This window comes from Hyphomicrobiales bacterium (genome assembly GCA_016710435.1).
In the GTDB taxonomy this organism is placed as follows: Bacteria; Pseudomonadota; Alphaproteobacteria; order Rhizobiales; family Aestuariivirgaceae; genus Aestuariivirga.
Genome location: JADJVV010000001.1, coordinates 1,908,434 through 1,933,859 on the forward strand (window position 1 = coordinate 1,908,434; position 25,426 = coordinate 1,933,859).

Genomic DNA, 25,426 nt, shown 5'->3' on the forward strand with positions numbered 1-25,426 from the left:
GATCGCTCCGGCCCTTCTCGGTCGTCACGCTGCTGACTGGCGGCGCAATTCCATCACATCTGGGAGTGACGGTCCTTTGCCGTACAGCACGACGGCCGTTAGGCGCGCGGCTTACCCATTTTCCGCCACAAGCCTGAATCCGATATGAGTAGGAGGCAATCCCGAGGCGCAGCCGCCCGAGGAAGGATCGCGGACGAAGACCGAAACGGAGGCCGTGTGCGCGCCCATGACAGTCATGGCCGGGCAATGTTCCGCATCGGTGATCCGCGCATCATTGGCGGCACAGGTTGACGTCCATTCCCAGACATTGCCGCCGATGTCATAGACACCATCCGGCGTCGCGGCCCAGGTGCCTTGCGGGCGCACAGGCCCACGCGGTGATTCTTCCTGGCCGTAGTTCGCAGCCCATGCCATGCGCGGATCATCCCACAGGGGCTTCAGCGCCTTCGGTTCGGGCTTGCGGCTGAAGCCGCGCCATTCCGCTGCCGTTGGCAGGCGGACGTGTTGAACGTGAACGCTGTTGTACCAGGCGATGTAGGCTTCAACGTCAAACCAGTTCACGTTGGTGACAGGAGTGACCGTGGGGCGCGCCACATGGGCTGCGATGTCTTCGCAGGCCTTCGCGGCAACGCAACGGTTCCACTCCGCAACGGTGACCTCGTAAGGCGAAACCTTGAGGGCCTCGCCGGAAAAAATCACCGGAACCAGATCATCGTGTGTCTTCTGCGGAGCACTCCAGTGAAGGAGGCTTGCTGTCAGCACGGCGAGGGCAAGACTGGTTCCGGTGCGCAACATGGTTGCTACTCTCTGATTAGCCCTGATTGGTGATCGGCCCCGGCTTTGAAACCTGCTTCATCAGGTCGTCATTCCATTCGCCTTCCACCATCACGTGGCCCGTGGCGCCCAGCATCACGGCTTCGATGAGGTTGTGGTTGACGTAGGCGTAAATGCCAGGCTGGCGGAAGGTATAGACCATGGCGCCGGCCGAGCCGCCGCGGATGAACCACGTTTCCAGGTTCGTATCGGGGACATCGTTGAATGAGCCGCCTTCCCAGACCAGATCGCCGTGGCCGCCAATGAGATGAGGGCGCGAGTCGCGGTTGGCTTGCGAATGGATGAAGAGCACCGTCTCGCCAACCTTGGCCGTGAGGGCATGATCACCCGTCAAGGCACCCTTGGCACCGTTGAAGACAACATGCGTGGGCGTCAGCGTGCGCATGACATCCAGTGCATCCGACATGTTTTCGCCAGCAGACTCGTACTTCTTGAAGTTGCCCTGGTCGTCGCGGGGGATGTAGTAGTCCTGCTCGCCGACGTAGTAGACACGATCATACTTGACCGCCTTGCCCTTGCCATCCTTGAGGCCGTCGCGTGGCAGCACCATCACGGCACCGTTCATGCCATGCACCACATGGTAAGGGATCATGATGTCGCCGGGGGCGCAGTGATAGATGAACACGCCGGGCTTGATGGCCTTCCAGCGCAACACGACCTGCTCTCCGGGGACAATCTTCGTCAGGGCACCGCCGCCAAGTGCGCCGGTTGCGGCATGGAAGTCGATGTTGTGTTCCATGATGTTGTTGGGAAGGTTCTGCAGCGTCACTTCCACATAGTCGCCCTCGTGGGCAACAATCATCGGGCCGGGAACACTGCCGCCATAGGCGAGGGCCCAGACTTCGGTGCCCTCGTCGTCGATGACCATTTTCTTTTCCTCGATGGTCAACGTGACTTCGATGACCTTGGGGCCGCCAGTTGCCACCTGCTCATGCTCGGGCAGGAAGGGAGGCGCCACGAGCTTCTGCTTCACGCGGGGAAGTTTGGCGATATCGGCCTCTTCCTCCGCTGAAGCGGGAGCGGAGACGAGCGATGCCGCCGCCGCGGTGGCCGTCGCCGCCACCAGAAGATTGCGGCGGGTGAGGTGGGGGGCGAGTGTTTTGGAAAGAATAGACATGATGTTACCTTTTGCCGGAAAGTTGCCTGTTGCCTGGATCGTCATTCAACGCTGATGACGGTCCACATGCCCGCCATGTAGTGTCCGGCGATGTTGCAGTAGAGCAGGTACTTGCCAGGATCGAGATTGAGGGTGATCGAGGCGGAGGAGTTGGGCTTGATCTCGTTGATCGAGCCGAGCGTGAGAAGCTGCTCGGCATCAACCTTGTTGCGGCTCTCGTCGTAGGGCAGGATTTCTTCGCCGCTGTTGATCTGCGCGACGATCACTTCATGCACGATGCCTGAGGCGAGGTTCGTGACATTGAGTGTCACGGCGCCGCGTTTGGCCGTCTTCGGGTTGGCATTGACGGCCATCTTGGCCTTCGACATGTCGGCGTGCATGCCCATGCCAAGGCGCAGGCCGCTCGAGTCGGCGGCACCGGTCTTGTCGATCAGCGTCACGCGCACAAGCGAGTCTGCCTGGGCAGAACCGGCGAGGACCGCAGTACCGAACGCCATTGCGAGTAGATGTTTCATCGTCATGGGCTGTGCTCCTTTAAATATTCATCTTGGATGCATCTTTGGCACCGGAAGCCGCTGCCCGCCTTGATCATGATCAAGGACCCTGCAGCAATTTGGAGGGAAATTGCCGTACCAGATGAAATGTCATGAGACTCACAACCTTTAGTGACTACGCCCTGCGGCTTCTCATCCTCTGCGCCGACAAGGTGGAAGGGCAGGTGACGATTGCCGAGGCGGCCGAGGCCTACCGTATCTCCAAAAACCACCTCATGAAGGTTGCAAATGAACTTGTTCGCGCTGGATTTTTGTCCTCCACGCGCGGTCGGGGCGGCGGCCTTCGTCTGGCCAGGCCTGCGGATCAGATCCGGATTGGCGCCGTGATCCGCCATATCGAAGGCAATTCAGGCCTTGTGGAATGCATGACCGATAAGAATGACTGTGTGATCACTTCTGCCTGCAAGATCAAGGGCCTGTTGGCAAGCGCCCTGCAGGATTTCTACCAGAAGCTTGATTCGGAGACCCTTGCCGATCTGGCGAGCGGTTCCACATCCCTCAGGCCAGCTCTCGCACCGGCCAAAAAGAAAAAGGCGGGATAAATCCCGCCTTTGTGCGTGTGTCTTGGGCGGCGATCACGCGGCCTTCTTCATCAGCCCGCGATTGATGATCGATTCTGCGATCTGCACGGCATTGAGGGCAGCACCTTTGCGCAGGTTGTCGGAAACGACCCACATGTTGAGGCCGTTGTCGATGGTCTGGTCCTCACGGATGCGCGAGATGAAGGTGGCGAAGTCGCCCACGCATTCAACCGGCGTCACGTAGCCGCCGTTCTCGCGCTTGTCGACGACCATGCAGCCCGGCGCCTCGCGCAGCATCTCGCGCGCTTCATCCGCCGTGATAGGCTTTTCAAATTCGATGTTCAGCGCTTCGGAGTGACCCACGAAAACCGGCACGCGAACGCATGTGGCCGTCACCTTGATCTTCGGATCAAGGATCTTCTTGGTCTCGGCCGACATCTTCCATTCCTCCTTCGTGTCGCCGGAATCGAGGAACACGTCGATGTGGGGAATGACGTTGAAGGCAATCTGCTTGGTGAACTTCTTGGGCTCCGGCGCGTCGGTGACAAAGATGCCCTTGGTCTGGTTCCACAACTCGTCCAGGCCTTCCTTCCCGGCACCCGATACCGACTGGTAGGTCGAGACCACCACGCGCTTGATCACGGCCGCATCATGCAGCGGCTTCAGCGCCACCACCATCTGCGCCGTGGAGCAGTTGGGATTGGCGATGATGTTCTTGCGGTTGGGGTTGGCCATGTAGGCATTCAGCACATGGGCATTCACTTCCGGCACGATCAGCGGGCAGTCCTGGTCGTAGCGCCAGCACGACGAGTTATCGATGACGATGCAGCCCATGGCGCCGATCCTCGGCGACCATTCCTTCGACACCGAAGACCCCGCCGACATGACGCAGAAATCCATCCTCGAAAAATCGAAGGTTTCGAGATCCTTGCACTTGAGCGTCTTGTCGCCGTAGCTCACCTCGACGCCGATCGATTTGCGCGAGGCGAGTGCATGCACTTCATCCGCGGGAAACTGGCGCTCGGCGAGGATGTTCAGCATTTCGCGGCCCACGTTGCCTGTGGCACCGACGACTGCAATCTTGTAACCCATGGGGGAACTCCTGAGGATTTCTTCTCTGTGGCTCCCCGCAGGACCCTTGCGGACCCGGCTTGCCAAAAGGCATCGCCGCCACCCCTCGCGGGGGATGGGGCCCGAGGGATGACGTCAAACCGTTTTGGTTTTCGTCGCAAAGAACATGGGCAGCCTCATAGGCAGGGGGAAAGGCCCTGTCAACCAAGGGAAAACACCCCTGTGCCGCACCCGCCCGGCCACCTGAAAAGGGGTTGGCAGCCCGTCCAACCTCCGCTATGAGCGCCCACGACCACGGGAAACACCCGTTCTGCGGAGAGGTGGCAGAGTGGTCGATCGCGTCGCACTCGAAATGCGAAGTACTCGCAAGGGTACCGGGGGTTCGAATCCCTCCCTCTCCGCCATACTTTCCTTCAGAGACAGCCGCCATCTTCCGCCAATGACCGCAATATGTGGCGGTTCATAAGGTTCTGCCATCGTTGCGTTCGCGGGCGTCCACTGGGGGTCTGATTTGGGCCTTTTGGGGTCCGGAGATGGCACAGGCCAATGGCAGCACAAACCCGGCGAGGTGACGGCCTTGCAGGTCCAGCAAACAAATACGCCCCCCGACACGTCAGGCGGCAATGATGGTGGCGCTTGATGTGGACGCTGGAGGCGAGGACCTAAGCGCTTGCGGGCCGCAAATCATTGGCGCCGAAAATACGTATCGGCCATTCCAATGCACGCTGCAGTACATGTTGCAAATGCAGCACTCTGCGCAACCAACGTTTGTCGGGGGCACTAATCCGCTTCCCCGGCCAACTTTTGCCGTCATACATTTACCGGCGACAGACCAAAACGAATCTGGGAGATGAATGATGAATGAAGCGCTTCTGGCGGTACATCGCAGTGCATGCTCGGTTCTTGCAGTTCGGCTTCTGGTGACCACCGCCTTGACGATGGCGATTGGGAGCGTCGCCGCGAACGCTGCAAATCTCACATCTGAGCAGCGGGCGCTCGTCGCCAAGTACAATATCAGCGAAGCTGATCAGGTGAAGCTGTTTGGCGCTGTTGAAGTCGCAGCAGCGCCAGGCAGTTCTGAGGCGGGGGCACAATCTCATGCCGATCCGTCTGGGGCCGCCGAGGGTGCAACCGGCCTTTTGGCAGGGACCTATGTTTGGGTCGGTGCCGATACTTACAAATCACTCGGTGACAGACTTACCAATATTAATGGCGGCACGGGCTCACTCACCGGCAGCTTTGGTGGCGTGGCCGGAGTCAACTCGGGCTTTACACTCGGAGATTCGGATTTTGGTTTCCAGGCAGGCGCGAGCTACGGAATCTATGACTGGAAAGGCCGCCTTCGCATCGTTCCGGATGCAACCAATCCGGAAGAGCAGTTGTACTACACGGCCGGCGTCTACAAGCGGGGCAACTTGTCTTCGCCTGATCCGTCCATCGTAGACCGCATCAATTTCGGTGTCGTCTATGACGGCATGGTGGCCAAGCGCTGGGGCATCAACGCAAATGATATCGAGCTTGCGCAGGTCCGGGCCTCTATTGGTTATGCGCTGACAAATTCGACCGAAGTTGGTGTCTGGGGAGCGACAGGCGTCAATCACGACATGGCGGCAGTCACGGTGGCAGGTGCTCCCGGCCTTCTCACCAGGATTCAAGCGGCAACGCACGCCAATGCCTACCTCAAGCACAACTTTGATTTTGGCGGCGAGCTCACGGGCTATGTCGGCATGTTCGATGGTGATGATATCGGCAAGTGGCAGGTCGGGGCGGCGGGCAAAGTGCCTCTGAATGATTACCTGTCGATGTCCGCCACTGCCAACTATGTTGTGCCGGACGCGCCCGATGGTCCGGTCGGATCGGGCAGGGAACAGTTCGATGCATCTGTAGGTATTGCCTATCATTTTGGTGGCAACGCGGCGAGTTCGACAGTCGCTGGCAACAGGCGCCTGCCTTTGCTTGACGTGGGCAGCAACCGGACGTTCCTTGTCACAGACTGATGCGTATTGTTGTGTCTGAATGTAATTGATCACACTCCGTCTGGTCATGGTAGCCGCATGGTTCGGAATGACGCCTCATTGAATGATCTGGCGACGGTGGCTTTCATCGATCTGGCGGGCTTCAGCGCCATCACGGGCGTATTTGGCGATCACGCCGCTGTTGCCATGCTTCAACACTTCGAAGGACTGGTGGCCGAAGCCCTCAAGTCACACGCGCCACCGATCAAATGGATTGGTGACGAGGTGATGCTGTCCTTTCCGGATCCGAAGACGGCAATCCGTGCCCTCGGGCTGCTCCTCCCCGCCTGCCGCCAGGACCCGCGATTGCCACTGACAAGAACGAGCCTGCATCATGGCCCCGTTGTGCGGCGCGGAGGCGACCTCTTTGGTTCGACCGTCAACATCGCGGCACGGATCGCCGCCTTGGCCAAGCCCGGACAGTTGATCGCAACCCGTCCCGTGGCGGAGGCGGCGGTGCAGGAAGGGATCACCCTCAGGGATCTTGGTGAGACATCACTCCGCTCATTTCCCGACAAGATGCGCCTCTACGAGATTTCCCTGTCGCAAACAGCGGACCCCGCATGGATTGATCCCGTCTGCAAGATGCACGCACCATACGAGAGCTATCAACGCGCCGCACCCAGTGGGCCGTGGTTCTGTTCGAAGCAATGTGAAGAGGCATTCCTCCGTTCTCCCGAAACCTACACATAGCCGTGCGCTGCTTCAGCGCAACGTGCACACCGTCCTGAGCGCCTCGCGCAGCCAGCGATGGGCGAGATCGCCGTTCATGCGCGGATGCCAGAGCAAGGAAATGTGAAAAGGCCTGAGCCGGACCGGCAGGTTGACCTCCTGCATTCCCGCTCGAAGTCCTTCCGTGTGCCGGGCCGGCACCGTGGCGATGAGATCGGAATTCCGCGCCAACGCCAGCGCAGCGGAGAACCCGTTGACCACCGTGGCAATGCGGCGCTGCACACCCATCTGCTGGAACGCCGCTTCGATGTCGTCATCCTGCAATCCCCGGCGCGCCACCACCACATGCTGTCCCTCGGACAGAAGCCGCGCACGCATGCGTGTGGAGGCAAGAGGATGCCCCTTCCGCACGGCGGCAATCCAGTGATCGTGAAAGAGGGGCCGCGTGATCAGTTCTGGCGCAGTCTTCTTGTCGACGACACCGGTCTCGAAATCGGCCTCGCCCTGCCGCAAGGGCGCGCTGTCCTTGTCGAGCTTGGTCACAAACTGCAGGGTGATGCCGGGCGCCTCGGTGGCAATCCGTGTGAGCAGCTTTGGCCCGAAGGTTTCGACGAAGCCCTCGCTGCAACGGAGGATGAATCGGCGCGAAACGCGTGACACATCCAGTTTCTCCGCTGGCCGCAGCAGGGCGTTGGCGCTGTCGACGAGGGCGGCAACCTCATCTCGCATCTGGGTGGCGCGGGGCGTGGGCACCAGGCGGCGTCCGGCCCTTACGAGCAGTGGGTCGCCGGTCACCTCGCGCAACCGTGTCAGCGCGCGGCTCATCGCCGAAGAACTGAGTTTGAGTCGCCGGGCCGCGCCCGCCACACTGTTTTCCGCGAGCAATACGTTGAGTGTTGCAAGGAGGTTGAGATCCGTCATCGGAGGCTCCCTTTCAGACAGGGCGTTCAACGCAACTATTAAATGCAAAACGTGCGTCTTCCGCAAGTATCTTCAGGGGGCTAGCTGAGGGGCATCATCAAGAAGGAGTTGAAAGATGTCACCCCGTTATGCCCCCGTCCTGTTCGGTTTCGTCCTGTCCGCACTCATGTCCCTGATCGTCTCCGGCATTGCGACCTTGAGGAACGCCGGCCTTGCGGATGATTTCGGCAGCATGTGGATCAGCGCCTGGCTGCCGTCGTGGCTCATCGCATTCCCCACGGTTCTGCTCGTCGCGCCGCTGGCACGGCGCTTTGTCGGATTGTTCGTGAAGGCACCAGCGCCGCAGGTGCGGGGATGAGTGCCGCAGCGGAAGCAGGCACCGGCCGATGGCCGTCTCTTGCCGTCCTGGGACTGGCGATGCTGCTGCCTTCACTCGGCACCAGCATCGCCAATGTGGCCTTGCCCACGCTGGCAGCGCACTTTGACGTGCCGATGGCCGGGGCACAATGGATTGTCATCTCTTACCTGCTGGCCATGACCAGCTTCATTGTCGGGGCAGGGCGGCTTGGCGATCAGCTGGGAAAATCCCGCATGCTGTCGGCTGGGATTGCCGTCTTTGCAGTGGCTTCTGCGGCCGCTGCAATTTCCCCCAGCCTTCCCTTCCTTGTTGCAGCGCGTATCGCGCAAGGGGCAGGCGCCGCCCTGCTGATGGCGCTGTCGATCGCGATGGTGGGCGACATCGTTCCCCCGCACAAGGCAGGCACGGCCATGGGATGGTTGGGCACAATCTCCGCAGCCGGAACGGCTCTTGGTCCAAGCCTGGGCGGCCTTTTGCTGGCAACGGTCGGTTGGCACGCCATCTTTCTTCTTCTCGCGCTGTTGGGCGGAGTGGCGTGGGTGCTGCAGCGTGCATTCCCGTCTGACAGCGTGCCGCAAGCAAGCGTGGGCTCCTATGATGGCACTGGCATGGTGTTGCTCGCCGCATCCCTGGCGGCCGTCAGCGCGGCAGCGACCCTATGTGGCAAGGTCCCGGTGCAATTGGTTCTGGGCCTGGCCGTCCTCGCCTTGCTCGGGCTTGCTGGCTTCGTGCTTCACGAGTTGCGCACCTCTGTGCCGCTTGTGCAACTCGGGCTTCTCAAGCAGCCAAAAGTGTCCAGCGGTCTCTATTCCATGATGGCTATCTCGGCCGTCGTCATGACGACGCTTGTTGTCGGGCCGTTCTATCTCACCGAACACCTCCACCTCACGCCCGGCCAGACGGGACTTGTGATGTCGCTGGGACCGGTGATTGCGGCCCTGGCCGGTGCGCCAGCCGGCAAGCTGGTGGATTCCATCGGAGCATCACGCGTGTTGTTCGTCGGCCTCGGGACGGCTCTCGCAGGATCGGTGCTCATGGGAATCCTGCCCCAGCGCCTGGGCCTCACGGGATATGCGGCGAGCCTTGCCCTGATCACGCTGGGCTATGCGGTGTTTCAAGCGGCCAACACCACGCGCCTCATGCACAACGTCGACAAGGCCCACCGCGGTGTCACATCCGCATTGCTCGGGCTGTCGCGCAACCTCGGCCTGATTAGCGGCGCCTCGGTGATGGGAGCGGTCTATGCTGCGGGACCCGCAATTGCGCTTCCATGGACGCTTGCAACAGATCATTCGGGATTGGCGATTGTATTCCTCGTCGCGGCTGCCGTGGTGGCAACTGCCTTGGCGGCATCATTCATTGCGAAGGATTGAGGGAGAGGCTGCACGCGCCGCTAGTAGAGCAGCGTCTTGTTGCAGGTGGCCTTTGTCTTGCCCGGCTTGGAGGAGAATACGCAGCCATAGTCATAGGTCTTGCCCTTCTCCTTCTTCTGGCAACCCGTCGCGCATTGGGTCTTGTTGCAACCGCCTTCAATCTGGCCGCCGCATGCTTTCTCCACGGTGGTTTCGGAAACGGTTTCCGCCCGCGCCATGCCGAGGTCCATTGTCACGAAAAGAAGAACACCGAGAGCCAGGAAGGATCTGAACATGATGCACCTCACAAGGAACTGACGCCGCAGCGTATCACAGGCCAGCGCTTTGCGGACGTGACGGATTCTCATGATGAACGCATGGGAGATGGGAATCGGCCTCTCAGGCCGATGCCCATCTCCGGTGGTCTGCGCGCTCAGGCTGCATGCGAGAGTGACTGCTGAGGAATCTCCTCTCCCGCCATGTCCATATCGCTCAGCATGCGGATCAATGCCTGCCGCAAGTCCTTGCCGAGGTCCGGGCGGGACAGGCCAAAGGCGAGATTGGCGAGGATAAAGCCCAGCCGGTCACCGCAGTCGTAGGTCTTGCCCTCGTAGCGAACGGCGTGGAAGGCTTGCCGGGCCAGCATTTCGATAAGCGCATCCGTGAGCTGGATTTCGCCTCCGGCGCCCGGCTTCACCGTATCGAGAATGTTGAATATTTCCGGCTGGAGAATGTAACGGCCAGAGATGATCTGGTTCGAGGGCGCGCGCCCCGGTGCCGGCTTCTCAACCATCGAATCCACACGATAGACATTGCCCGTGGCACTCGCGAGACCCAGCACCCCGTAGCGATGAAGGTCCGCATCGGGCACGGCTTCGGACGCGATGATATTGCCGCCGTGCATGTCGTAGACGTCCATCATCTGCTTCAGGCAACCGGGATTTGCATGCATCACCATGTCAGGCAGGATGACCGCGAAGGGTTCATCGCCCACGAGGTCGCGCGCGCAGGCGACGGCGTGGCCGAGACCGAGCGGGGCCTGCTGGCGCGTGAAGCTGGCGCGGCCTGCGCCGATGCGGTCCAGCGCCAGTTGTTCAAGTGCAGTCACCTTTCCGCGGCGATGCAACGTGTCTTCCAGTTCATAGGCCTGGTCGAAGTGGTTCTCGATCACCTCCTTGTTGCGGCCGGTGACAAAGATGAAATGCTCGATACCCGCCTCGCGGGCCTCATCGACGGCAAGCTGGATGAGCGGGCGGTCGACGACCGTCAGCATCTCCTTTGGCATGGCCTTGGTCGCCGGCAGAAGGCGCGTGCCAAGGCCGGCGACCGGAAAAACGGCCTTTCGGACCTTGCGGGCGGAAGTGGTGTTCAGGATGTTCATGGTCATTCTCGTGAGGGGAGTGTTCAATGGGGTTTGGTAGCGGGGTAGGACCGCAGAAGATCAAGCGCGCAATCCAGCCGCGCGCTCTTGCGCGCGGCATTGACCCTGGCTTTCCGCTTGAGCGACGATGCTGCCGTCTCCTGCTGGCTGGAAAGTCCCAGCTGCAGGATGCGTGTTGCAAGATCGACGGCATCGAAACAGGCGGTACGGAAATGGAAACCGAGAGCCGTCATGGCTTCCTCTGCCGTCAAACCGCCGTCGTGCAACGCCATCACGAAGCTCGCGATGCTGTTGGCACGGCGGTGCAGCACTGCCTTGGGTGTTCCTTGCGCGCGGGCAAGGGCGTGAAGTGGATAAGACTGTCCCATGGCACGCCTCACAGCAGCATGTCGCCATCGGAGAAGACGAGCTTCTCGACGCCGGTGATGAGGTCCAATCCATCCACGCCCAGCACGGCGTAGCTGCCGTCCGTATTCTGCGTGATGGTGTAGCCGGCCTTGGCACCGTTGAAGAATGCGGTGTCGAAACCTTTGCCGCCCACCATCGTGTCGTTGCCAAGGCCACCGGTCAGCGCGTCATTGCCGTCGCCGCCATGCAGGTAATCATTTCCCGCAAGGCCAAACAGCGCATCATCGCCGCCGTAGCCTTCGAGAACGTCGTAGGCGTCAGAGCCTGTGATGCTGTCGGCACCGACATTCGAGCCTTGAACGCGCTCGATACCGATGAAGCTGTCGCCAGCCGCATCACCGCCTGTGCCAAGCGCCTTGAGCAGCGAGAGAACAACGCCGTTGGCGCTGTCGTAGTAGGTTGCCGTGTCGAAGCCGTTGCCGCCGTCCAGTGTGTCCGCACCAGCACCGCCGCGCAGGGTGTCGTTGCCGTCGCGACCGCGCAATACGTCAGCGCCGCCGCGGCCATCCAGAACGTCCGCATTGGCAGAGCCGAGCAGCTGGTCGTTGTAGGAAGAACCCACGACCTGCTCGATGCTGATGTACTTGTCGCCCGTGGCCTCACCCTTCAATCCACCGCTCACAAGATCGACCGTGACAGCGGAGATGGCGCGGGAGAAATCAGCGGTGTCGAAACCGGTACCGCCATCAATGATGTCAGCCCCCGTGCTGCCCTCCAGCGTGTCGTTGCCCGCCTGGCCAAGCAACGTGTCGTTGCCCGCGCCGCCGAACAACGTGTCGTTGCCGGCCGGGGTGGCAACAATGCCGACCTGCTGCAATGAAAGCGTCTGTGGCGACGATGTGCTGACCGTGAAGGTGGTGTCGTCGAAGTCCTTGTCACCACCGCCCCACAGGTCTTCGAAGCCCATCTTGAATGAGCCATCGTCGAAGCGCAGCGCGTTGGTGGTGTGGCCGAACCAGTCGCCGTTCAACCCGGAACTGCCCGTGCCATCGATGCTGTGGAAGATGCTGGTGCCGTAGTTGGACTTGATTAGCGTTGTCGTGCCGTTTGCGTTCACGGCTGCGAGGAACACCTCATGGCCGGCCAGGACGCTGGCCGGAGAGCCGTCTGCATTGACCATCTTGAAGACGGTGGACGGATTGGCGAGGAGTGCCTGCGTCGCCGTCTGGCCATAGCCGTTCGGCAACAGGAAGAAACCGAACTGCTCGCCTGCCGCCACGCTGAAGGAATCATGACTCGTGTTGGCGATGAGATCACCGCCTGAACCCGTCAGCGACGAATTGGGGAACAGGATATCGACGCCCGAGATCGCGCCGTTGGCAGCAATCTTGTAGACGCCGAGGCTGTTCTGGAATCCGGCAGTCTCGCCGTTGAAGGTCACCGTCACGGTGCTGTCGGCACCGGCGGTATAGGCGAGCATGCCGGGCACGGCAGCAGGTGCGCCTTGCTGTGTCGCGGTGATGGCGTTGAGCGTCTGCGTCGCTACCACGCCGTTCAGGCTGTCACCCACGAGGAGGTCGTGGCCCGGGCCGCCGCGCAACGTGTCATTGCCGCCGCTGCCCGCCATGATGTCAGATGTATGTGCGCCGAAGAGGTCGTCCATGAAGGCGGCCGTCATCGCGTCATTCGCGCCCGTGCCCGTGATCACCTGGCCATAGGTCGATGCAGCCGTCACCACCTGCGTGGCCGACACGCTGCGGTCGGCGAAGCGGAACACCTCCACATCGCGCACAACGTCCGTGCCATCGCCATTCACCCGCTTGTCAACGATGGTGAGCGATCCATTGTCATTGTCGGTGATGATGTAGTCGCTGAAATTGCCGGAATACATGGCCGTGTCCTTGCCGCCGAAGCCGCCCCACACGCGGTCATTGCCCGCACCGCCCGTCAGCACATCGTCCTGCGTCGTACCGAGGAGCACATCATTGGCTGCCGTGCCGCCGATCACATTGGGCTGTGCTGCGGCGGCGCGCGCCGCAAGCTGGGATTCCGTCAGGGTCTGGTCGGCAAAAACGAAGGAGTCGATGGCACGCACGGAATCTACGCCTTCGCTGTTGGCGGCGCGAAGGTCCGTCAGCGTGAACAGGCCGTCGGCAGCGCGCACCACCTTGTAGTCGGCGAGGTTGCCACCAAGGAGCAGCGTATCGGTCCCGGCTGAACCGCCCCACACATGATCGTTTCCGGCGCTGGCCATGAACACGTCATTTCCCCCCGTGCCGTTCTGGATATCCGCACCCGAAGTGCCGGCATTGAGCCGCGGCAGTGTGATGCCGAGCGCATCGACGGAAAGCGTCTTGTCAGTGAAACGGATGGTTTCAATGGAGCGCAGCGTGTCGACACCGAGCGGGCTGCCGTTCCGCATGTCCACCAACGTGAACGAACCGTTGGCATTGCTCATATAGGCAAAGTCGGTGGACTTGGCATTGTAGGTGATGCTGTCCGTGCCGCCGGTGCCACCCCAGATGCTGTCGTTGCCGGCACTGCCGATGAAGGCGTCGTTACCCGCCGTGCCCAGCTGATTGTCTGCGCCGGAGGTGCCGGCAATATAGGTGGCCGCGCCGGCAACAAAGCTCGTGACCGAAACAGTTGTGTTGTTGCCGAAGGACAGCGATGCAATATCGCGGAACGTGTCAACGCCGTCGGGGCTGCCGGGGCGGAGATCGGCGATGGTGTAGGAGCCGTTGGCGTTGCGTGTGACAGCATAGTCGCCTGGGTTGCCCGTCAGCTTCAACGTGTCATTGCCGCCCGCGCCCCACAGCGTGTCGTCGCCCCCACCGCCGATGAAGAGGTCGTCCCCTGTCGTGCCCGCCAACACATCATTGCTGTTGGTACCGGTAATCGTCTTGATCATGTCATTGCCTCGCTCGCTTCCCCACTGCGGGGAAATTCGAAGTTGCAATTTCAAGACTCGTGCCAACCTGAATACGGGCGTTTTCGCGCGTACCGGGCGAGACGCAGGCGATTTCTGTTCAAAGCGGGAGCCATGGCGGGAACAGCTCCCGGAATGAAAGCCGCCGACTGTCCATGCGGATCGCTGCCTGCCTGGGGTCATTCCGTCGGATTGGCTCTCAAATCGGGAGCCGGTGCAGCAAGCCCCATCCCTTCGCTGCAAAATTCACATTGAAAACAACGAAGCTGATGTGGCGCAACACTTGCGGAGGAGGGGACAGGACCAGCAATCAGGATAAGAAAAGATGAACACGAACGCCCACGACCAGGACACCGCGATCACGCTGGAAGACACAAGGCTCTTGACGCGCGCGGCGCGGCTCATCCGTTCTGGCCGCACGCCTTACATTGTCTTTACGCAATCCAGTGAATTGTCGGCAAGAAAGCTGGATGCGTTGGCGGACATTGCACAGCTTGCCAACCGCCACGCCATTTTCCCCATCATCGAGAATGCATCTCCCGCCATGCTTCTCAAACTGGAAGTGGCGGCGCTGCGCCGTCATTTTGATGTGGTCGATGTTCCACTTGCCGGACGGACAGACAGTCCGCCTGTTTCCCCCGCCCCCTTCCGTCGCCTGCCGTCGCTGCTTTTCACTTGCGTGGCTCTTGCCGGCGTGGCGTGGATGCTGGCGGGCTGCACGGTCCATACGTCAAATTCGCAAGCGATGCCGAATGGTCTGCGCGCCGTGCCCGTGGCCGATGTGCCGGGCCAGGTCTCGCGTCCGTCGCGTTCCACCAACCGTTGCGCGCCGCTGGACATGACGTCAGCGCCCGAGGTTTCAGGATCACTGGACGTGCAGATGCCTGTACATGGCCCCGGCGACGTGATCCGGATTGATATTCCCGATGGTGCGGATTTTTCCGGCACCTTCGCCGTCAATGTGGATGGCAGTGTAAGCCTTCCCTACGCGGGCAATGTGCGCGCCGAGGGCCGCACTTCGCAGCAGCTGGCAAAGAGTATTGAAGCAAAGTTGACCCAGGGCGGCTACTTTCACGCGGGTCAGTTGCAGGTTTCAGTCGTGCCTCTGCGCTGGTCGGCCATGAATGTGAGTGTGGCCGGGGCCGTGTTTCAGCCTGGCCGTGCCGTGATCAACGATCCGTCGGCCGAAAAGCGCGACCTCGAGGCCCTTACCACCATCGGCGATGCACCTGTGGCACGCTACATTGATGCGGGCCTGCGCGCCGGTGCCGGCATCCGCCCGGACGCCGACCTCTCGCAGGTGAAGCTCATCCGCGGCGGAAAGGCGAGCCGCATTGACCTGACCGGCCTCGTCACCGGTCTGGGCACACCCGATATTCCGCTCATGTTCGGCGACCGCATCGAAGTGCCGTCGTCTGGTTGTTTCCATGAAGAACTGATGCGCCCGTCGCAGGCAACGCCGCCCGGCATGCGCGTCTTCATGTCGAATCTCACGGTGCCGGCCACCGGCAACAATCCCAGCGCCGTTGACAACTACGCAACCAACCTGCCCTACGGCACCCGCCTTCTGCAGGCCGCAACCAGTTCCAATTGCATCGGCGGTGCCAGCGCCAGCAATGCCGCGCGGAGTGTCGTTCTCATCAGCAACAACCCGCTCACCGGCAAGGCCGAGGTGATGGAGCGCAGCATCGACGAACTGATCCGCAACGCCAACCGCGACGACATCAATCCATATCTTCTGCCGAACGATGCCATGGCCTGCTACGACAGCGGCGTGACCAACATGCGTGAAGTGGCGCGCACCATGACGGAAGTCCTTGGCCCCTTGGGCATCGTGCTGGGGCTGCTGTGATCGTGCCGAACGCAACTCTCCGCGCTGGTCGTCCCGCAAGCCGAAGGACCCGCCGCACCCGCGGCGCGGCCAACCCCTTCACGGTGATCCGCAACATCCTCCTGTGGCAGGGCTCGGCCGCATTCCGCATGCGCCGTTACCTGCTGGTGTTCGGCCTGCCCTTGCTCGGCCTGTGGACGGCCGTGGCAGCCTACATCATCCTCACGCCGAAGACGTATGTGAGCGAGATGACGCTCAATCTGCCGGGTGCCGCCAGTTCGTCCAACGTGTCACTCGACAGCATCGGCCAGGCCTCCACCAGCAGCGGCAACCCCTTCAGTTCTGCGGCGATGAGTCCCAAGGTCATCTACAAGTCCATCGCGGAGGGCGCGCATGTGCGCGGTCTTGCGGCAAGGATCGTGGGAAAGAAAGGCATGCTTGCCATGCCGCGCATCAAGCTCATCGACGAAACAGCGATCATGCAGTTTTCCGTGACTGCAGGCTCCCCGGAGGCCGCGCAGCACGAGGGCGAGGCGCTGCTTCATGCCCTCCAGCAATACCTCGACATCTTGCGCAAGGACGAAGTAGAGCGCCGCGCCAAGTCAGTGAAAGAGAGCCTGAAGGAAGTGTCCCGCAACCTCGCCGAAGCGCGCTCAAAACTGCTGGCCTACCAGGCGCAATCCGACATCATCTCGCCGGAACAGTTCAATGCACAGGTTGCCAATGCCGAAGGCATGCGCCAGAAGCGCGCCGAGTTGCGCGCCGAACAGCGGCGCACGGCCAGTGAAGCGGAGAGTCTTGGCGCCCTGCTGGGCATATCGCCGGCAGACGCTACCCTCGCCTTGAAGGTGCAGGGCGATCCGCGCTTCTCCTCGCTCTATGCCGAACTGGCCGTCGCCACGACGGACGAGACATCCAGCCGCTCGAAATGGGGGGCGCGCCACCCACGGGTTGTTGCCGCCGCCGCCCGCACCGCCGCCGCACGGCGCGCCGTTGCGGCCATGGCGGCGAAGCAGGGCGGCAAGCGGGGAAGCCGCATCGTCTCTGATCTTCTGCTGAGCGACAGCCGCGACCGGGCCGAACTGTTCCGCCGCCTCGTTGAAACCGCAGGCGCTGCCGCCGGATTGGAAGGCCAGATCGCATCCATCGAGGAAACCCTCCGCGCCAGCGAAATCGATTTGCGCGTGCAAGGCCAGCAGGCCGCGCGGCTGGAAGACCTGCAACGTGATCACAAGATCGCGGAAGCGGTCTTCAGTTCTGCACTCGCACGGGTGGATACCAACCGCCAGGACATTTACGCGTCCTATCCGCTGCTGCAGGTGCTCACCGAACCCTCGCTGCCCGATGCAGCCGTATCCCCAAAGCCGCTCTTCGCCGTGGCGGGCGCACTCTTGGCCTCCCTCTTCATCCTTCTCGCACTGGGACTCGCATGGATCCGACAGCCGCTTCTCCAGAAACTCCTGAAGAACACCTGATCTTCTGGTCCATCACCTGCACCTGGGGCTTCTATGCCATCGGCGCGCTCTATCTGCTGGCGCCTGCGCTGGGCTGGATGCTGCTGGCCCTGCTGATCTGGCGCCTCTATGCGGAAGAAGCGCCGGTGCGCCTGCCGTTGACGGCGCTGATCTGGTGCGGCGGCATGCTGGTCATGCTTGTGGCCCTCATCGTCGGTCACGTGACGTTCGCACTCGGTGCGGCCCAGCTGGTGAAATCCATGGTGGGTTGGGCCAAGGGTTGGGCGCTGATGGCGTTGTTCGTTCTCGCAGGCGCCAGTTTGCGGATTCGCGTGCAAGTGCTGGCCCGTGCCATCAACATCCTGGCCCTGCAAACGCTGCTGCTGGTGCCGCTCTTTCTCATCGCACCACATATTGGGTTGCCCGGACGGCTCTTCATCTCGCCGTTCTCCATGCTGGGCGGTCCGGGGCCGGAGTTCTTTGAAGTCCAGCTCTATGCCTATGGCGCAGGGGGCGAAGGTTTGCGCTGGCGTTTCTTCTCGCCTTGGGCCCCTGCCGCCGGGATGGTGGCCAATGTTTCGCTGGTCATCTCGTGGCTGGATCGCGGCCTGTGGTGGCGCACGGCAGGTGTCGCAGCAGCCGTCGCCGTCTGCCTGCTCTCACAATCGCGCCTCGCACTTCTCGCAGTCATCGTCGTGCCTCTGCTGGGATGGCTGCTTGCCCGCCTCACCCAGCCCGCGCTGGCCATGCTGGCAGCACTATTGGCAACAGTGGCAGGCATCACCGCGACAACCCTCATCGATCTCGCCGAACAGGCGCAGGCGCGCTTCTCCGCCGCACGTGCCGCCTCCAGCCGCGTGCGCGCCGCGCTGGGGCGGATCGCAGTGCAGCGCTGGTCCGTGGAGGCGCCATGGTTCGGTCATGGTGCGGTGGAGCGCGGCTCTCATCTGGTGGAGTTCATGCCCATCGGCTCGCACCACACATGGTATGGCCTGCTCTTCGTCAAGGGCATGGTGGGATTCGGCGCTCTGGCGGTGCCGATGCTGGCGAGCTTTCTGGAGATGCTGGTGAAGGCGCAAGCCTCCCGGACGGCGCGCGCCGGGCTCGCCATCATGCTGATCCTGTTCTTCTACACCTTCGGGGAAAACCTGGAGATCCTCGTCTACCAGTTCTGGCCGGGCCTCATCCTGTTGGGCCGGGCCTCATCGCAGCGCGTCAGCAGTCCATTCCGCACGCTGCTCGCTGGCTAGAACAGGCCTGGCAGCAGCGTTACGGCAAGGGCGGCAAGGCCCGTCTCGATCGTCTTCTTCGGTTCTTCCAGCACCATCAGTGGATGCGACGCCATGGCAGCGGCAAAGCTGCGCAACGCTGCACGACCCTGCCGCTCGCGCACGCCGCGGCGCGCGTAGTAACGCAGCTGGTATCCGCGCGCACGATGGCCGTGGCCCGCCACGAGGTCAGGCGCCATGCGTGACACCTTCTCGAACATGCGCTGCCAATGCTCGTACATCTTGTCGGTGTTGGCGGAAAGTCCGCCGGACACGATGCGATAGAGCGTCAGGTCGCCTGAAATGCCCTCAAAGCGCCAGCTTGTAGCGCACGCCATGCGCATCCAGCACTCGATGTCCTCGCCGTAACGGAACGTCTCGTCGAAATAGCTGGTCTCAGCCACTCCGCCACGATCCACGGTGAAGGCAATGTCATCGAACACCGCGCGGCGAATGACGGGTGCTGAACCGTTGCCCACAGGATTGCGGCAGAAAATGTCTGCCGGGCCGAGGTCCCGGAGCGCCGGACGCATGGAAATCCCGATGGGCCTGTCGCTTTCGTCGATCATGGCGCTGCCGGAGAAGCTGATGCCAACGCCTGGCCGCGTGGCCAGATGGGCCACATGGCGCGCCAGTTTTTCGGGGTGCCAGAGGTCATCGGAATCGAGGAGCGCAATCAATGCGCCCCGTGCCACACGGATTCCGGCATTGCGCGCGCCTGCGAGGCCGCGGTTCATCTGGCTGTGAATGCGTATGCGCGGGTCATCAAAGGACCGGCAAATGGCAACGCTACTGTCCGTGCCACCGTCATCGACAAGGATCAGCTCAAAGTCGGTGAAGGTCTGCTCCAGAACGGAGCGAATGGAGCGCTCCACGTAGCGTTCGACATTGTAGACGGGCATGATCACGGAAACGGTGGGCATAAGAGTTCTCCTCGGTCGGATGTCAGGTCAGGGCTTTCCGCAAGAGGCGAAAGGCTTCGTGGGAAACGGTTGGCCAGTGGCTGCGGAGCGCATCACGGATATGTTGCGCCGCTGACGCGCGATCACGTCTGGTGCGCCACGCGCGCTGGGCCAGATACAGCCGGTTGAGCGCCCGCGCCTCGCGAACTGCTGGCCCAACCTCCAGCGGGGCCAGATGCACCGCGTGGTGGACAAGCGCTTCGAAGCCCTGCGCCATGGCGCGCGTATCGGCGGAGAGACCGCCGGCATTGGTGCGATAGTCCACCAGCACATCGGCAAGGCCTGCGATGCGATGCCCGCGGAGATGCATGCTGAGAAGCCACAACTGGTCTTCCGCATGGTTTAGACCGACGGGAAACCCGCCGCTGGCCAGAAAATCCGCGCGCCGCACCACCAGGTTCGAACACGTCGTCGTGGGATTGCCGGCGAGCAGGTCGCGCGTTGACAAGGGAGCTGTGCGCAGGCGTGACAAGGCACCGGTCGGCACGCCTGCCGCATCCACGAAGCGCACGCCCGCATGGCATACGCTGACATCGGGCCGTGCCGCCATGAAGGCCAGCGTGGCGGACAGGAAGGTGGCGTGCCACAGGTCGTCTGCATCGAGGAAGGCAATGACGGGTGCCGCCGCCAGTTCGGCCCCGCGGTTGCGCGCCACGGAGACCCCTGCATTGCCTTGCCGGTGAAGCCGGATGCGGCTGTCCTCCCGTGCCACGGCGGCAACGCACTCTGCGGATCGATCACGCGAACCATCGTCGACGACAATGACTTCAAAGTCGCTGCATATCTGTGCTTGCACGGAACGAAGCGTTTCCGTGATGAACGATGCCGCGTTGTAGAGCGGAATCACGATGGAGACGGCGGGGCGGCTCATCGCGTGTTCTCCTGTGTGCAGGCGCGCAAGGCGATGACCGTTGCTGCCACGGCCGCAACTCCGGCAACGACGATTTGCGCCAGGATCGATGCTTGAAGGCCAAAGGGCAATCCCGCCGAGAGCGCAGCGATGGCAACGGTGGCCTGCGCCATTGTCAGCTTGAATTCGAGACCCGCAAGTCCGCGCGCCCGAAGCAAAAGGGAAGTAGAGCGCGAGAGAAGGAGCGGCAAGGCCAGCCAGCACAAGAGCATGAGCAGCGGAATGGCCTCGTTCCACTTCGCCCCAAAGACGAGTGGAATGTAGATCGGCGCCAGCAGTGTCTGCGCCGCAATGACGGGAATGATCAGCAAGGCCAGAAGCCCGGTGCCCTTGAGGAAGCGCCGCTGCACCAGGGCAAAGGCTTGGTGTCCGGAATAATGCGGCAGCAAGGCCGTCGCTGCCGCGGAAACGAAGGCGCTGGTCATGCCAAGGCCTGCGTTGAAGGCAAAGAAATATTGTCCGAGGAGGGTGATGCCCAGCACCTGCCCGATGATGAGCTTGTCCGCATGGAGCCGGAATGCTGCCGTGAGTTCACTCGCCATGACCGCCAGTCCATACGTGAGCAGCGGTTTCACCGGTGCCACCGGGGTACCAGGCCGCCACTTTTCCATCCTGCGGTACATCACCACCCATGCGAGCGCGCAAATCAGTTTCGGCAACGCCAGCGACCAGATTCCGAACCCCGCAGCCGCAAGCAGTGCAGTGAGAAGGTTGTCGCCGGACAGCAGCACCACCAGCATCACCGCCGTCTCGCGCATGCGCTGTTGCCGCTGCATGCGGTAAACCTGCACGGCGACCATGGGATAGAGCAGATAAGGAAGCGCAAATGCCAGCATCAGCCCGGCGATGCGGAGATCACCGAAGTGGTACGCCACCGGGTAGGCCGCCGCAGCTTGCAGAAGTGCAACACCCCCATAGACCCACCAGTTCAAGCGATAGGCCGTGTTGCAGGTCTCCTCCAGCGCCGTCTCCTCAACGGAAATGATGCGTGCGCCAATTCCCGTCTGGGTAAGCGCGCGCAGGATGTCTGACGCCGTCAGTGCAATGGCGGCAAGGCCGAATTCGGGTGGCGAAAGCGCCCAGCCCAAGGCCACGGCGGTGGCGAGACGCGTGACGCGGTTCACCATTTCCGCGCCCCCAAGCGTGACCATGTTCGAGAACAGCCCGCGCACCAGCGGCGCCTGTACGATGGGAGACAGGACAGCGGCCTCGCTTGTCATGCCGCGATCCTCGAAAGGCCATTCGAGTAATGTGACAGCACATCAGCGCGAACGGTTGCCGCATCGAAGTCGCATTCGGCGGAGGCTTCGATCTGCGTTACGAGGCTGGAAACGTCACCAGCCCCAAGGGTGGAGCCTGGCTGATTCAGGCGGCGGCACAGGTCTTCACCCTTGTTGGAGTAGGAGAGCACAAAGGGTTGCCGCCCCTCCACCATGCGCAACACCGCCGCATGATAACGCACGGCAACGACAGCACGCGCCAGTCCCAGCAGCGCGCTGAGCACGGCCCAAGGTTCGTGCGGTGCCGCACACTCAAACGGATCAAGGATGCGGCTCTCGGGAATGGCCTGCTGGATGCGTCTCGCCAGGAACCGGTCGCTGTCGGCGGAATCGCCATCCGCCTGGATCAGGAGGCCGATCTGGTGGCCCCGCCGCGTGAGTGCCTGGGCAATGCTGAGGATCTGGTCTTCGCCGCCATTCTCCGCATAGAGCTCACTCTGGTTACGGAGCGAAACGAGGATCGTCTTCTCCGAATGGAGGCCTGCCATGGCAAACAGTCGCAGAGCCTCGGCGCGCGCGTGGCGCTGCGGCGGCAGGGCAAAGGCCGTGTCGAAAGTCAGTTCCGCGCGCACGCCGGCAGCCGTCAGGCGGTCATGGCTTTCGCGGTCGCGCACCGCCACGTATCCCAAGCTCTTCAAAGTCTGCGCCAGCCCCACAAAGGCGAGGTTGCGGCAGGAGCGGGGGATGGACTGTCCAAACAGCATCGTGGAAGAAGGGGCCGCACGGAGCGCATTCACGTTTTGCAGGAAGCGCCTTGTGACAAGGCGGGGCCGCGCATTGTTGAAGATGTCTCCGCCCACACTCACAAAACCATTGCAGGGCCGCAAAGACGCGCCACGCAAGAGTCCCCGCACCGGCGTTGGCCGCTCTTCCTGCAACGGGCCCGAGACGCTTTCACCCGGCGACATGGCGGCGAGCGCCGAATAGATCGCGGCGTCCCCAAGGTTTCGCGTGGAGTACATGTTGAGAAGTCCGATGTGCATGGGGTCGCCGCCACTGTTGAATTGATCCAGCTCCCACGGTCGCAAGCGCCGGACCACATCAGTCTTCACGCGCGATAATCGGAATTCGGCTTGTCATTCAGCGCGTTGCCTTTTTGGGAGCGGCTTCTGTCGCCACTCCGCGCGCCTGTGCGGCTCTCAAATCGGGAGCCGCTTTGGCCCTCACCTTGCGGCGGCCCGCCATCCGCTCCGCCCGCCATGATGTGCAATCCCATCGCGTTTTCAAACGCTTATCCGGGAAAGCCGATGCGGCATGCCCCTTGCGACTGCTCCTTCAAACGATTTGAGGACACGGTCATGGACGGAAATTCAACGACTGCGGCAAGGCATCCGGCTGCCAGCATCGTACACATGCTGGGTGTCGGCATGGCCAATGTCACGATGCAGGAGGCCCTCGCCCAGATCGCATCTGCGGTGGAATTCGACGTGCGAAAGAGCTTCGCTTTCGTCAACGCGGACTGCCTGAACCAGGCCGCCGCCAATCCGGCCTATGCGCGTGTGCTCTCCCGGCAGGCGGCAGTCTTCGCTGATGGCAGCGGCATCCGCCTCGCAGCCCGCCTCCGCGGACTGTACATGAAGGACAATGTCAACGGCACGGACTTGTTTCCGCTGCTCTGCGCCTGGGCCGCGCGCGAAGGTCACGGCCTCTTCCTCCTCGGCGCACGCGACGGAATCGCTGCCGAAGTCGCGCGGCGCATGCAGGCTGACCACCCGGGACTGATTATCAGCGGCACGCAGCACGGCTATTACCCGCCACAAGATGAAGACAAGGTGATCGAAGCCATCAACGCTTCGGGCGCGCGCATCCTTCTTGTCGCCATGGGCGCGCCGCACCAGGAATTGTGGATCGGCAGGCACCGGGACGAACTCACTGCCAACGCCGCCATTGGAGTAGGCGGCCTGTTCGATTTCTACAGCGGCCGCATTCCCCGTGCGCCCATGTGGATGCGCCGCTCCGGACTGGAATGGATCTACCGCCTGCGTCAGGAACCGTCTCGCATGTGGCGCCGCTACGTGCTGGGAAATCCGGCCTTCCTCTGGCGCACGTGGCGCGAACAGTGTGCGCTGCGCTCCGCCACATTGTTCCCATGGCGGACGGAGGCAACGCGCATCCAGCGCATCTTCCGCAAGACGTCGCTGCGCGCGCGCCAGCCACTCTATCACGCGGCAAAGCGAACGCTGGATATCATCCTCGCAAGTTGTGGGCTGCTTGCCCTGGCTCCTGTGTTCCTCGCCATTGCGGCAGCGATCAAACTGGAATCGCCCGGTCCTGTCTTCTTCTCGCAGCAGCGCGTGGGCTTGCGCGGCAAACGTTTCCGCATGTGGAAATTCCGCTCCATGTTTGTGGACGCAGAGGCCCGCCGCGCGGCCCTGCTGGCCCAGAGCGACCGGAGCGGCATGCATTTCAAGATGAAGCACGACCCGCGCATCACCCGCGTCGGCCGCATCATCCGCCGCGCCTCCATCGATGAACTGCCGCAACTCTTCAATGTCCTCAGGGGCACCATGTCGATCGTCGGACCCCGGCCCAATCTCGAATCGGAAGTGGCCCGTTACCGCATCGACGAATTTGGCCGGCTTGATTCAAAGCCTGGCATCACCTGCATCTGGCAGGTCTCGGGCCGCGCTGAAATCCCCTGGGAACGCCAGGTCGAGATGGACCTCGATTATGTCTACGAACCGTCCCTCAAGCAGGACATCAACCTCATTGCCAAGACATTGCCCGCCATTCTCGGCGGCAAAGGAGCCTATTGATGAAACGCTATCATGCCATTGTGCTGGTGAACCGCAGCGCCGAAAGCCTGGGCTTTCTCGCCCACGAGCGCTGCCCAGCCATGCTGCCCATCGGCAACAAGCCCCTGATCCAGATCGCACTGGAGGAGCTATATGACGTCGGCGTCCGGACGTGCACGGTGTCCGACGATGGCGAGCAGCGGGACCTGCGCCGCTTTGTGGGCGACGGCAGCCGCTGGGGATTGTCCGTCACGTGGAAAGATCTCTCCACTGCGAACGAAGCTGCCTTTGCCGCCCTCGCGGGAGACACGACACTTCTTGCCGTGCGCGGCGACATGCTCCGCCCCTTCGGCCTGCTGGAGGAAGCGCTCCGCCGCTCGGGCGAACAGCAAAGCGCCGACATCTACACAGCGCTCGGTGTTGCCGTCGGCATTCACGATCAAGGCGGCCTGGCGCGCATCAGCTGGACCGAAGTCACCGCGACCTGCCGTCTCGTGCCCTGCCTCGTCGATACGGTGGCCATTTATCACACCGCCAACATCATGGCGTTGCAGGGTCTCGTTCCCGGTGTCCGCAGTGCCGGCCGCAAGGCACCGGATGAAATCATCGTGGGCAAGGGCTCTATCGTTCTTTCCACCCAGGCACCGGAAAAATCCGTCGTCATCGGCACGAACTGCCTGATCGAGCGAGGCGTGCGGCTGGGGCGTAACGTCGTCGTCGGCAACAACTGCCTCATCGACAGGGACGCGGAACTGGAAGATTGCGTCGTGCTGCCCGGAACCTATGTGGGCCGCGGTGCCGTTCTGACGGGCAAGGTCGTCAGCGGCAAACGCATCCATTGCCCGCAGCGCCAGATCACCTGCGCCATCGACGATCCGCGCCTGCTGGATGCGGCCTGAAATGTCGCCTGATT

General features: G+C 62.2%; 23 protein-coding genes and 1 tRNA gene. 11 read left to right on the forward strand and 13 right to left on the reverse strand.

All coding sequences use genetic code 11. The annotated features are described in order from the left end of the window. Window positions 1-111 precede the first annotated feature (111 nt). Genes IPM06_09240 through IPM06_09250 form a run of 3 tightly spaced genes read right to left on the reverse strand, consistent with a single transcriptional unit; the run spans window position 112 to window position 2,472 of the window. Entirely contained in the window at window positions 112-795 is a 684-nt protein-coding gene (locus IPM06_09240; GenBank protein MBK8770600.1) for an SUMF1/EgtB/PvdO family nonheme iron enzyme, read from the reverse strand. Window positions 796-811: 16 nt separating this feature from the next. Beyond that, window positions 812-1,951: a nitrite reductase, copper-containing gene (gene nirK / locus IPM06_09245; GenBank protein MBK8770601.1), complete on the reverse strand. Its 1,140-nt coding sequence runs from the start codon at window positions 1,949-1,951 to the stop codon at window positions 812-814. 41 nt (window positions 1,952-1,992) lie between these two features. Continuing rightward, the gene (locus IPM06_09250) at window positions 1,993-2,472 is read right to left on the reverse strand and encodes a hypothetical protein (protein ID MBK8770602.1); all 480 of its coding nucleotides are present in this window, start codon (window positions 2,470-2,472) and stop codon (window positions 1,993-1,995) included. 125 nt (window positions 2,473-2,597) lie between these two features. Between IPM06_09250 and IPM06_09255 the strand changes: the two genes are divergently transcribed. After that, a complete protein-coding gene (locus tag IPM06_09255) occupies window positions 2,598-3,047 on the forward strand; it encodes an Rrf2 family transcriptional regulator (GenBank protein ID MBK8770603.1) in 450 nt (149 codons plus the stop codon). A gap of 33 nt (window positions 3,048-3,080) precedes the next feature. On the opposite strand, the gene IPM06_09260 is transcribed toward IPM06_09255, so the two are convergent. Then, a complete protein-coding gene (locus tag IPM06_09260) occupies window positions 3,081-4,118 on the reverse strand; it encodes an aspartate-semialdehyde dehydrogenase (protein MBK8770604.1) in 1,038 nt (345 codons plus the stop codon). 293 nt (window positions 4,119-4,411) lie between these two features. On the opposite strand from IPM06_09260, the gene IPM06_09265 reads away from it, so the two are divergent. The 3 genes from IPM06_09265 (at window position 4,412) to IPM06_09275 (ending at window position 6,805) form a co-directional block, all read left to right on the forward strand. Further along, a tRNA-Ser gene (locus IPM06_09265) sits at window positions 4,412-4,501 on the forward strand. A 450-nt stretch (window positions 4,502-4,951) separates the two neighbouring features. Further along, the gene (locus tag IPM06_09270; protein ID MBK8770605.1) at window positions 4,952-6,094 is read left to right on the forward strand and encodes a hypothetical protein; all 1,143 of its coding nucleotides are present in this window, start codon (window positions 4,952-4,954) and stop codon (window positions 6,092-6,094) included. Between the two features lie 57 nt (window positions 6,095-6,151). Continuing rightward, window positions 6,152-6,805, forward strand: a complete 654-nt coding sequence (locus tag IPM06_09275) for a hypothetical protein (GenBank protein MBK8770606.1) — start codon at window positions 6,152-6,154, stop codon at window positions 6,803-6,805. Window positions 6,806-6,817: 12 nt separating this feature from the next. On the opposite strand, the gene IPM06_09280 is transcribed toward IPM06_09275, so the two are convergent. After that, a complete protein-coding gene (locus tag IPM06_09280) occupies window positions 6,818-7,705 on the reverse strand; it encodes a LysR family transcriptional regulator (protein MBK8770607.1) in 888 nt (295 codons plus the stop codon). 115 nt (window positions 7,706-7,820) lie between these two features. Here IPM06_09280 and IPM06_09285 point away from each other — a divergent pair, with 115 nt between their 5' ends. Then, complete coding sequence (locus IPM06_09285; GenBank protein ID MBK8770608.1) at window positions 7,821-8,063, forward strand: DUF2798 domain-containing protein; 243 nt, start codon at window positions 7,821-7,823, stop codon at window positions 8,061-8,063. After that, window positions 8,060-9,436 carry an MFS transporter gene (locus tag IPM06_09290; GenBank protein MBK8770609.1) on the forward strand — a complete coding sequence of 459 codons (1,377 nt, stop codon included), beginning with the start codon at window positions 8,060-8,062 and terminating at the stop codon, window positions 9,434-9,436. Before IPM06_09285 ends, IPM06_09290 begins: the two co-directional genes overlap by 4 nt. Window positions 9,437-9,456: 20 nt before the next feature. Here the strand turns inward: IPM06_09290 and IPM06_09295 are convergent, their stop codons facing one another. From IPM06_09295 to IPM06_09310, 4 genes are all read right to left on the reverse strand, one after another. Continuing rightward, window positions 9,457-9,711: a hypothetical protein gene (locus IPM06_09295; GenBank protein ID MBK8770610.1), complete on the reverse strand. Its 255-nt coding sequence runs from the start codon at window positions 9,709-9,711 to the stop codon at window positions 9,457-9,459. Window positions 9,712-9,848: 137 nt separating this feature from the next. Beyond that, a complete protein-coding gene (locus IPM06_09300; GenBank protein ID MBK8770611.1) occupies window positions 9,849-10,796 on the reverse strand; it encodes a UTP--glucose-1-phosphate uridylyltransferase in 948 nt (315 codons plus the stop codon). A 23-nt stretch (window positions 10,797-10,819) separates the two neighbouring features. Then, window positions 10,820-11,164 (reverse strand): hypothetical protein, encoded by a 345-nt coding sequence (locus tag IPM06_09305; GenBank protein MBK8770612.1) that lies wholly within the window; start codon window positions 11,162-11,164, stop codon window positions 10,820-10,822. 8 nt (window positions 11,165-11,172) lie between these two features. Beyond that, on the reverse strand, window positions 11,173-14,055 hold the full coding sequence (locus tag IPM06_09310) for a DUF4114 domain-containing protein (GenBank protein MBK8770613.1): 2,883 nt from the start codon (window positions 14,053-14,055) through the stop codon (window positions 11,173-11,175). A gap of 343 nt (window positions 14,056-14,398) precedes the next feature. Here IPM06_09310 and IPM06_09315 point away from each other — a divergent pair, with 343 nt between their 5' ends. The 3 genes from IPM06_09315 to IPM06_09325 are packed head-to-tail and all read left to right on the forward strand — an operon-like array spanning window position 14,399 to window position 18,608. Then, window positions 14,399-15,925 carry a polysaccharide export protein gene (locus IPM06_09315; GenBank protein ID MBK8770614.1) on the forward strand — a complete coding sequence of 509 codons (1,527 nt, stop codon included), beginning with the start codon at window positions 14,399-14,401 and terminating at the stop codon, window positions 15,923-15,925. A gap of 2 nt (window positions 15,926-15,927) precedes the next feature. After that, the gene (locus IPM06_09320) at window positions 15,928-17,379 is read left to right on the forward strand and encodes a hypothetical protein (protein MBK8770615.1); all 1,452 of its coding nucleotides are present in this window, start codon (window positions 15,928-15,930) and stop codon (window positions 17,377-17,379) included. Next, on the forward strand, window positions 17,334-18,608 hold the full coding sequence (locus tag IPM06_09325; GenBank protein ID MBK8770616.1) for an O-antigen ligase domain-containing protein: 1,275 nt from the start codon (window positions 17,334-17,336) through the stop codon (window positions 18,606-18,608). The genes IPM06_09320 and IPM06_09325 overlap by 46 nt, the downstream gene beginning before the upstream one ends. On the opposite strand, the gene IPM06_09330 is transcribed toward IPM06_09325, so the two are convergent. The 4 genes from IPM06_09330 to IPM06_09345 are packed head-to-tail and all read right to left on the reverse strand — an operon-like array spanning window position 18,605 to window position 22,761. Continuing rightward, the gene (locus IPM06_09330) at window positions 18,605-19,549 is read right to left on the reverse strand and encodes a glycosyltransferase (protein ID MBK8770617.1); all 945 of its coding nucleotides are present in this window, start codon (window positions 19,547-19,549) and stop codon (window positions 18,605-18,607) included. The genes IPM06_09325 and IPM06_09330 overlap by 4 nt on opposite strands. 22 nt (window positions 19,550-19,571) lie before the next feature. Beyond that, window positions 19,572-20,459, reverse strand: a complete 888-nt coding sequence (locus IPM06_09335; protein ID MBK8770618.1) for a glycosyltransferase family 2 protein — start codon at window positions 20,457-20,459, stop codon at window positions 19,572-19,574. Next, window positions 20,456-21,718, reverse strand: a complete 1,263-nt coding sequence (locus IPM06_09340) for an oligosaccharide flippase family protein (GenBank protein ID MBK8770619.1) — start codon at window positions 21,716-21,718, stop codon at window positions 20,456-20,458. The genes IPM06_09335 and IPM06_09340 overlap by 4 nt, the downstream gene beginning before the upstream one ends. After that, on the reverse strand, window positions 21,715-22,761 hold the full coding sequence (locus tag IPM06_09345) for a polysaccharide pyruvyl transferase family protein (protein ID MBK8770620.1): 1,047 nt from the start codon (window positions 22,759-22,761) through the stop codon (window positions 21,715-21,717). Before IPM06_09345 ends, IPM06_09340 begins: the two co-directional genes overlap by 4 nt. Before the next feature lie 315 nt (window positions 22,762-23,076). Here IPM06_09345 and IPM06_09350 point away from each other — a divergent pair, with 315 nt between their 5' ends. Both IPM06_09350 and IPM06_09355 read left to right on the forward strand, forming a co-directional pair. Next, window positions 23,077-24,534: a WecB/TagA/CpsF family glycosyltransferase gene (locus IPM06_09350; GenBank protein MBK8770621.1), complete on the forward strand. Its 1,458-nt coding sequence runs from the start codon at window positions 23,077-23,079 to the stop codon at window positions 24,532-24,534. Beyond that, the gene (locus IPM06_09355) at window positions 24,534-25,412 is read left to right on the forward strand and encodes a hypothetical protein (protein ID MBK8770622.1); all 879 of its coding nucleotides are present in this window, start codon (window positions 24,534-24,536) and stop codon (window positions 25,410-25,412) included. Before IPM06_09350 ends, IPM06_09355 begins: the two co-directional genes overlap by 1 nt. The last annotated feature ends 14 nt before the right edge of the window (window positions 25,413-25,426 follow it).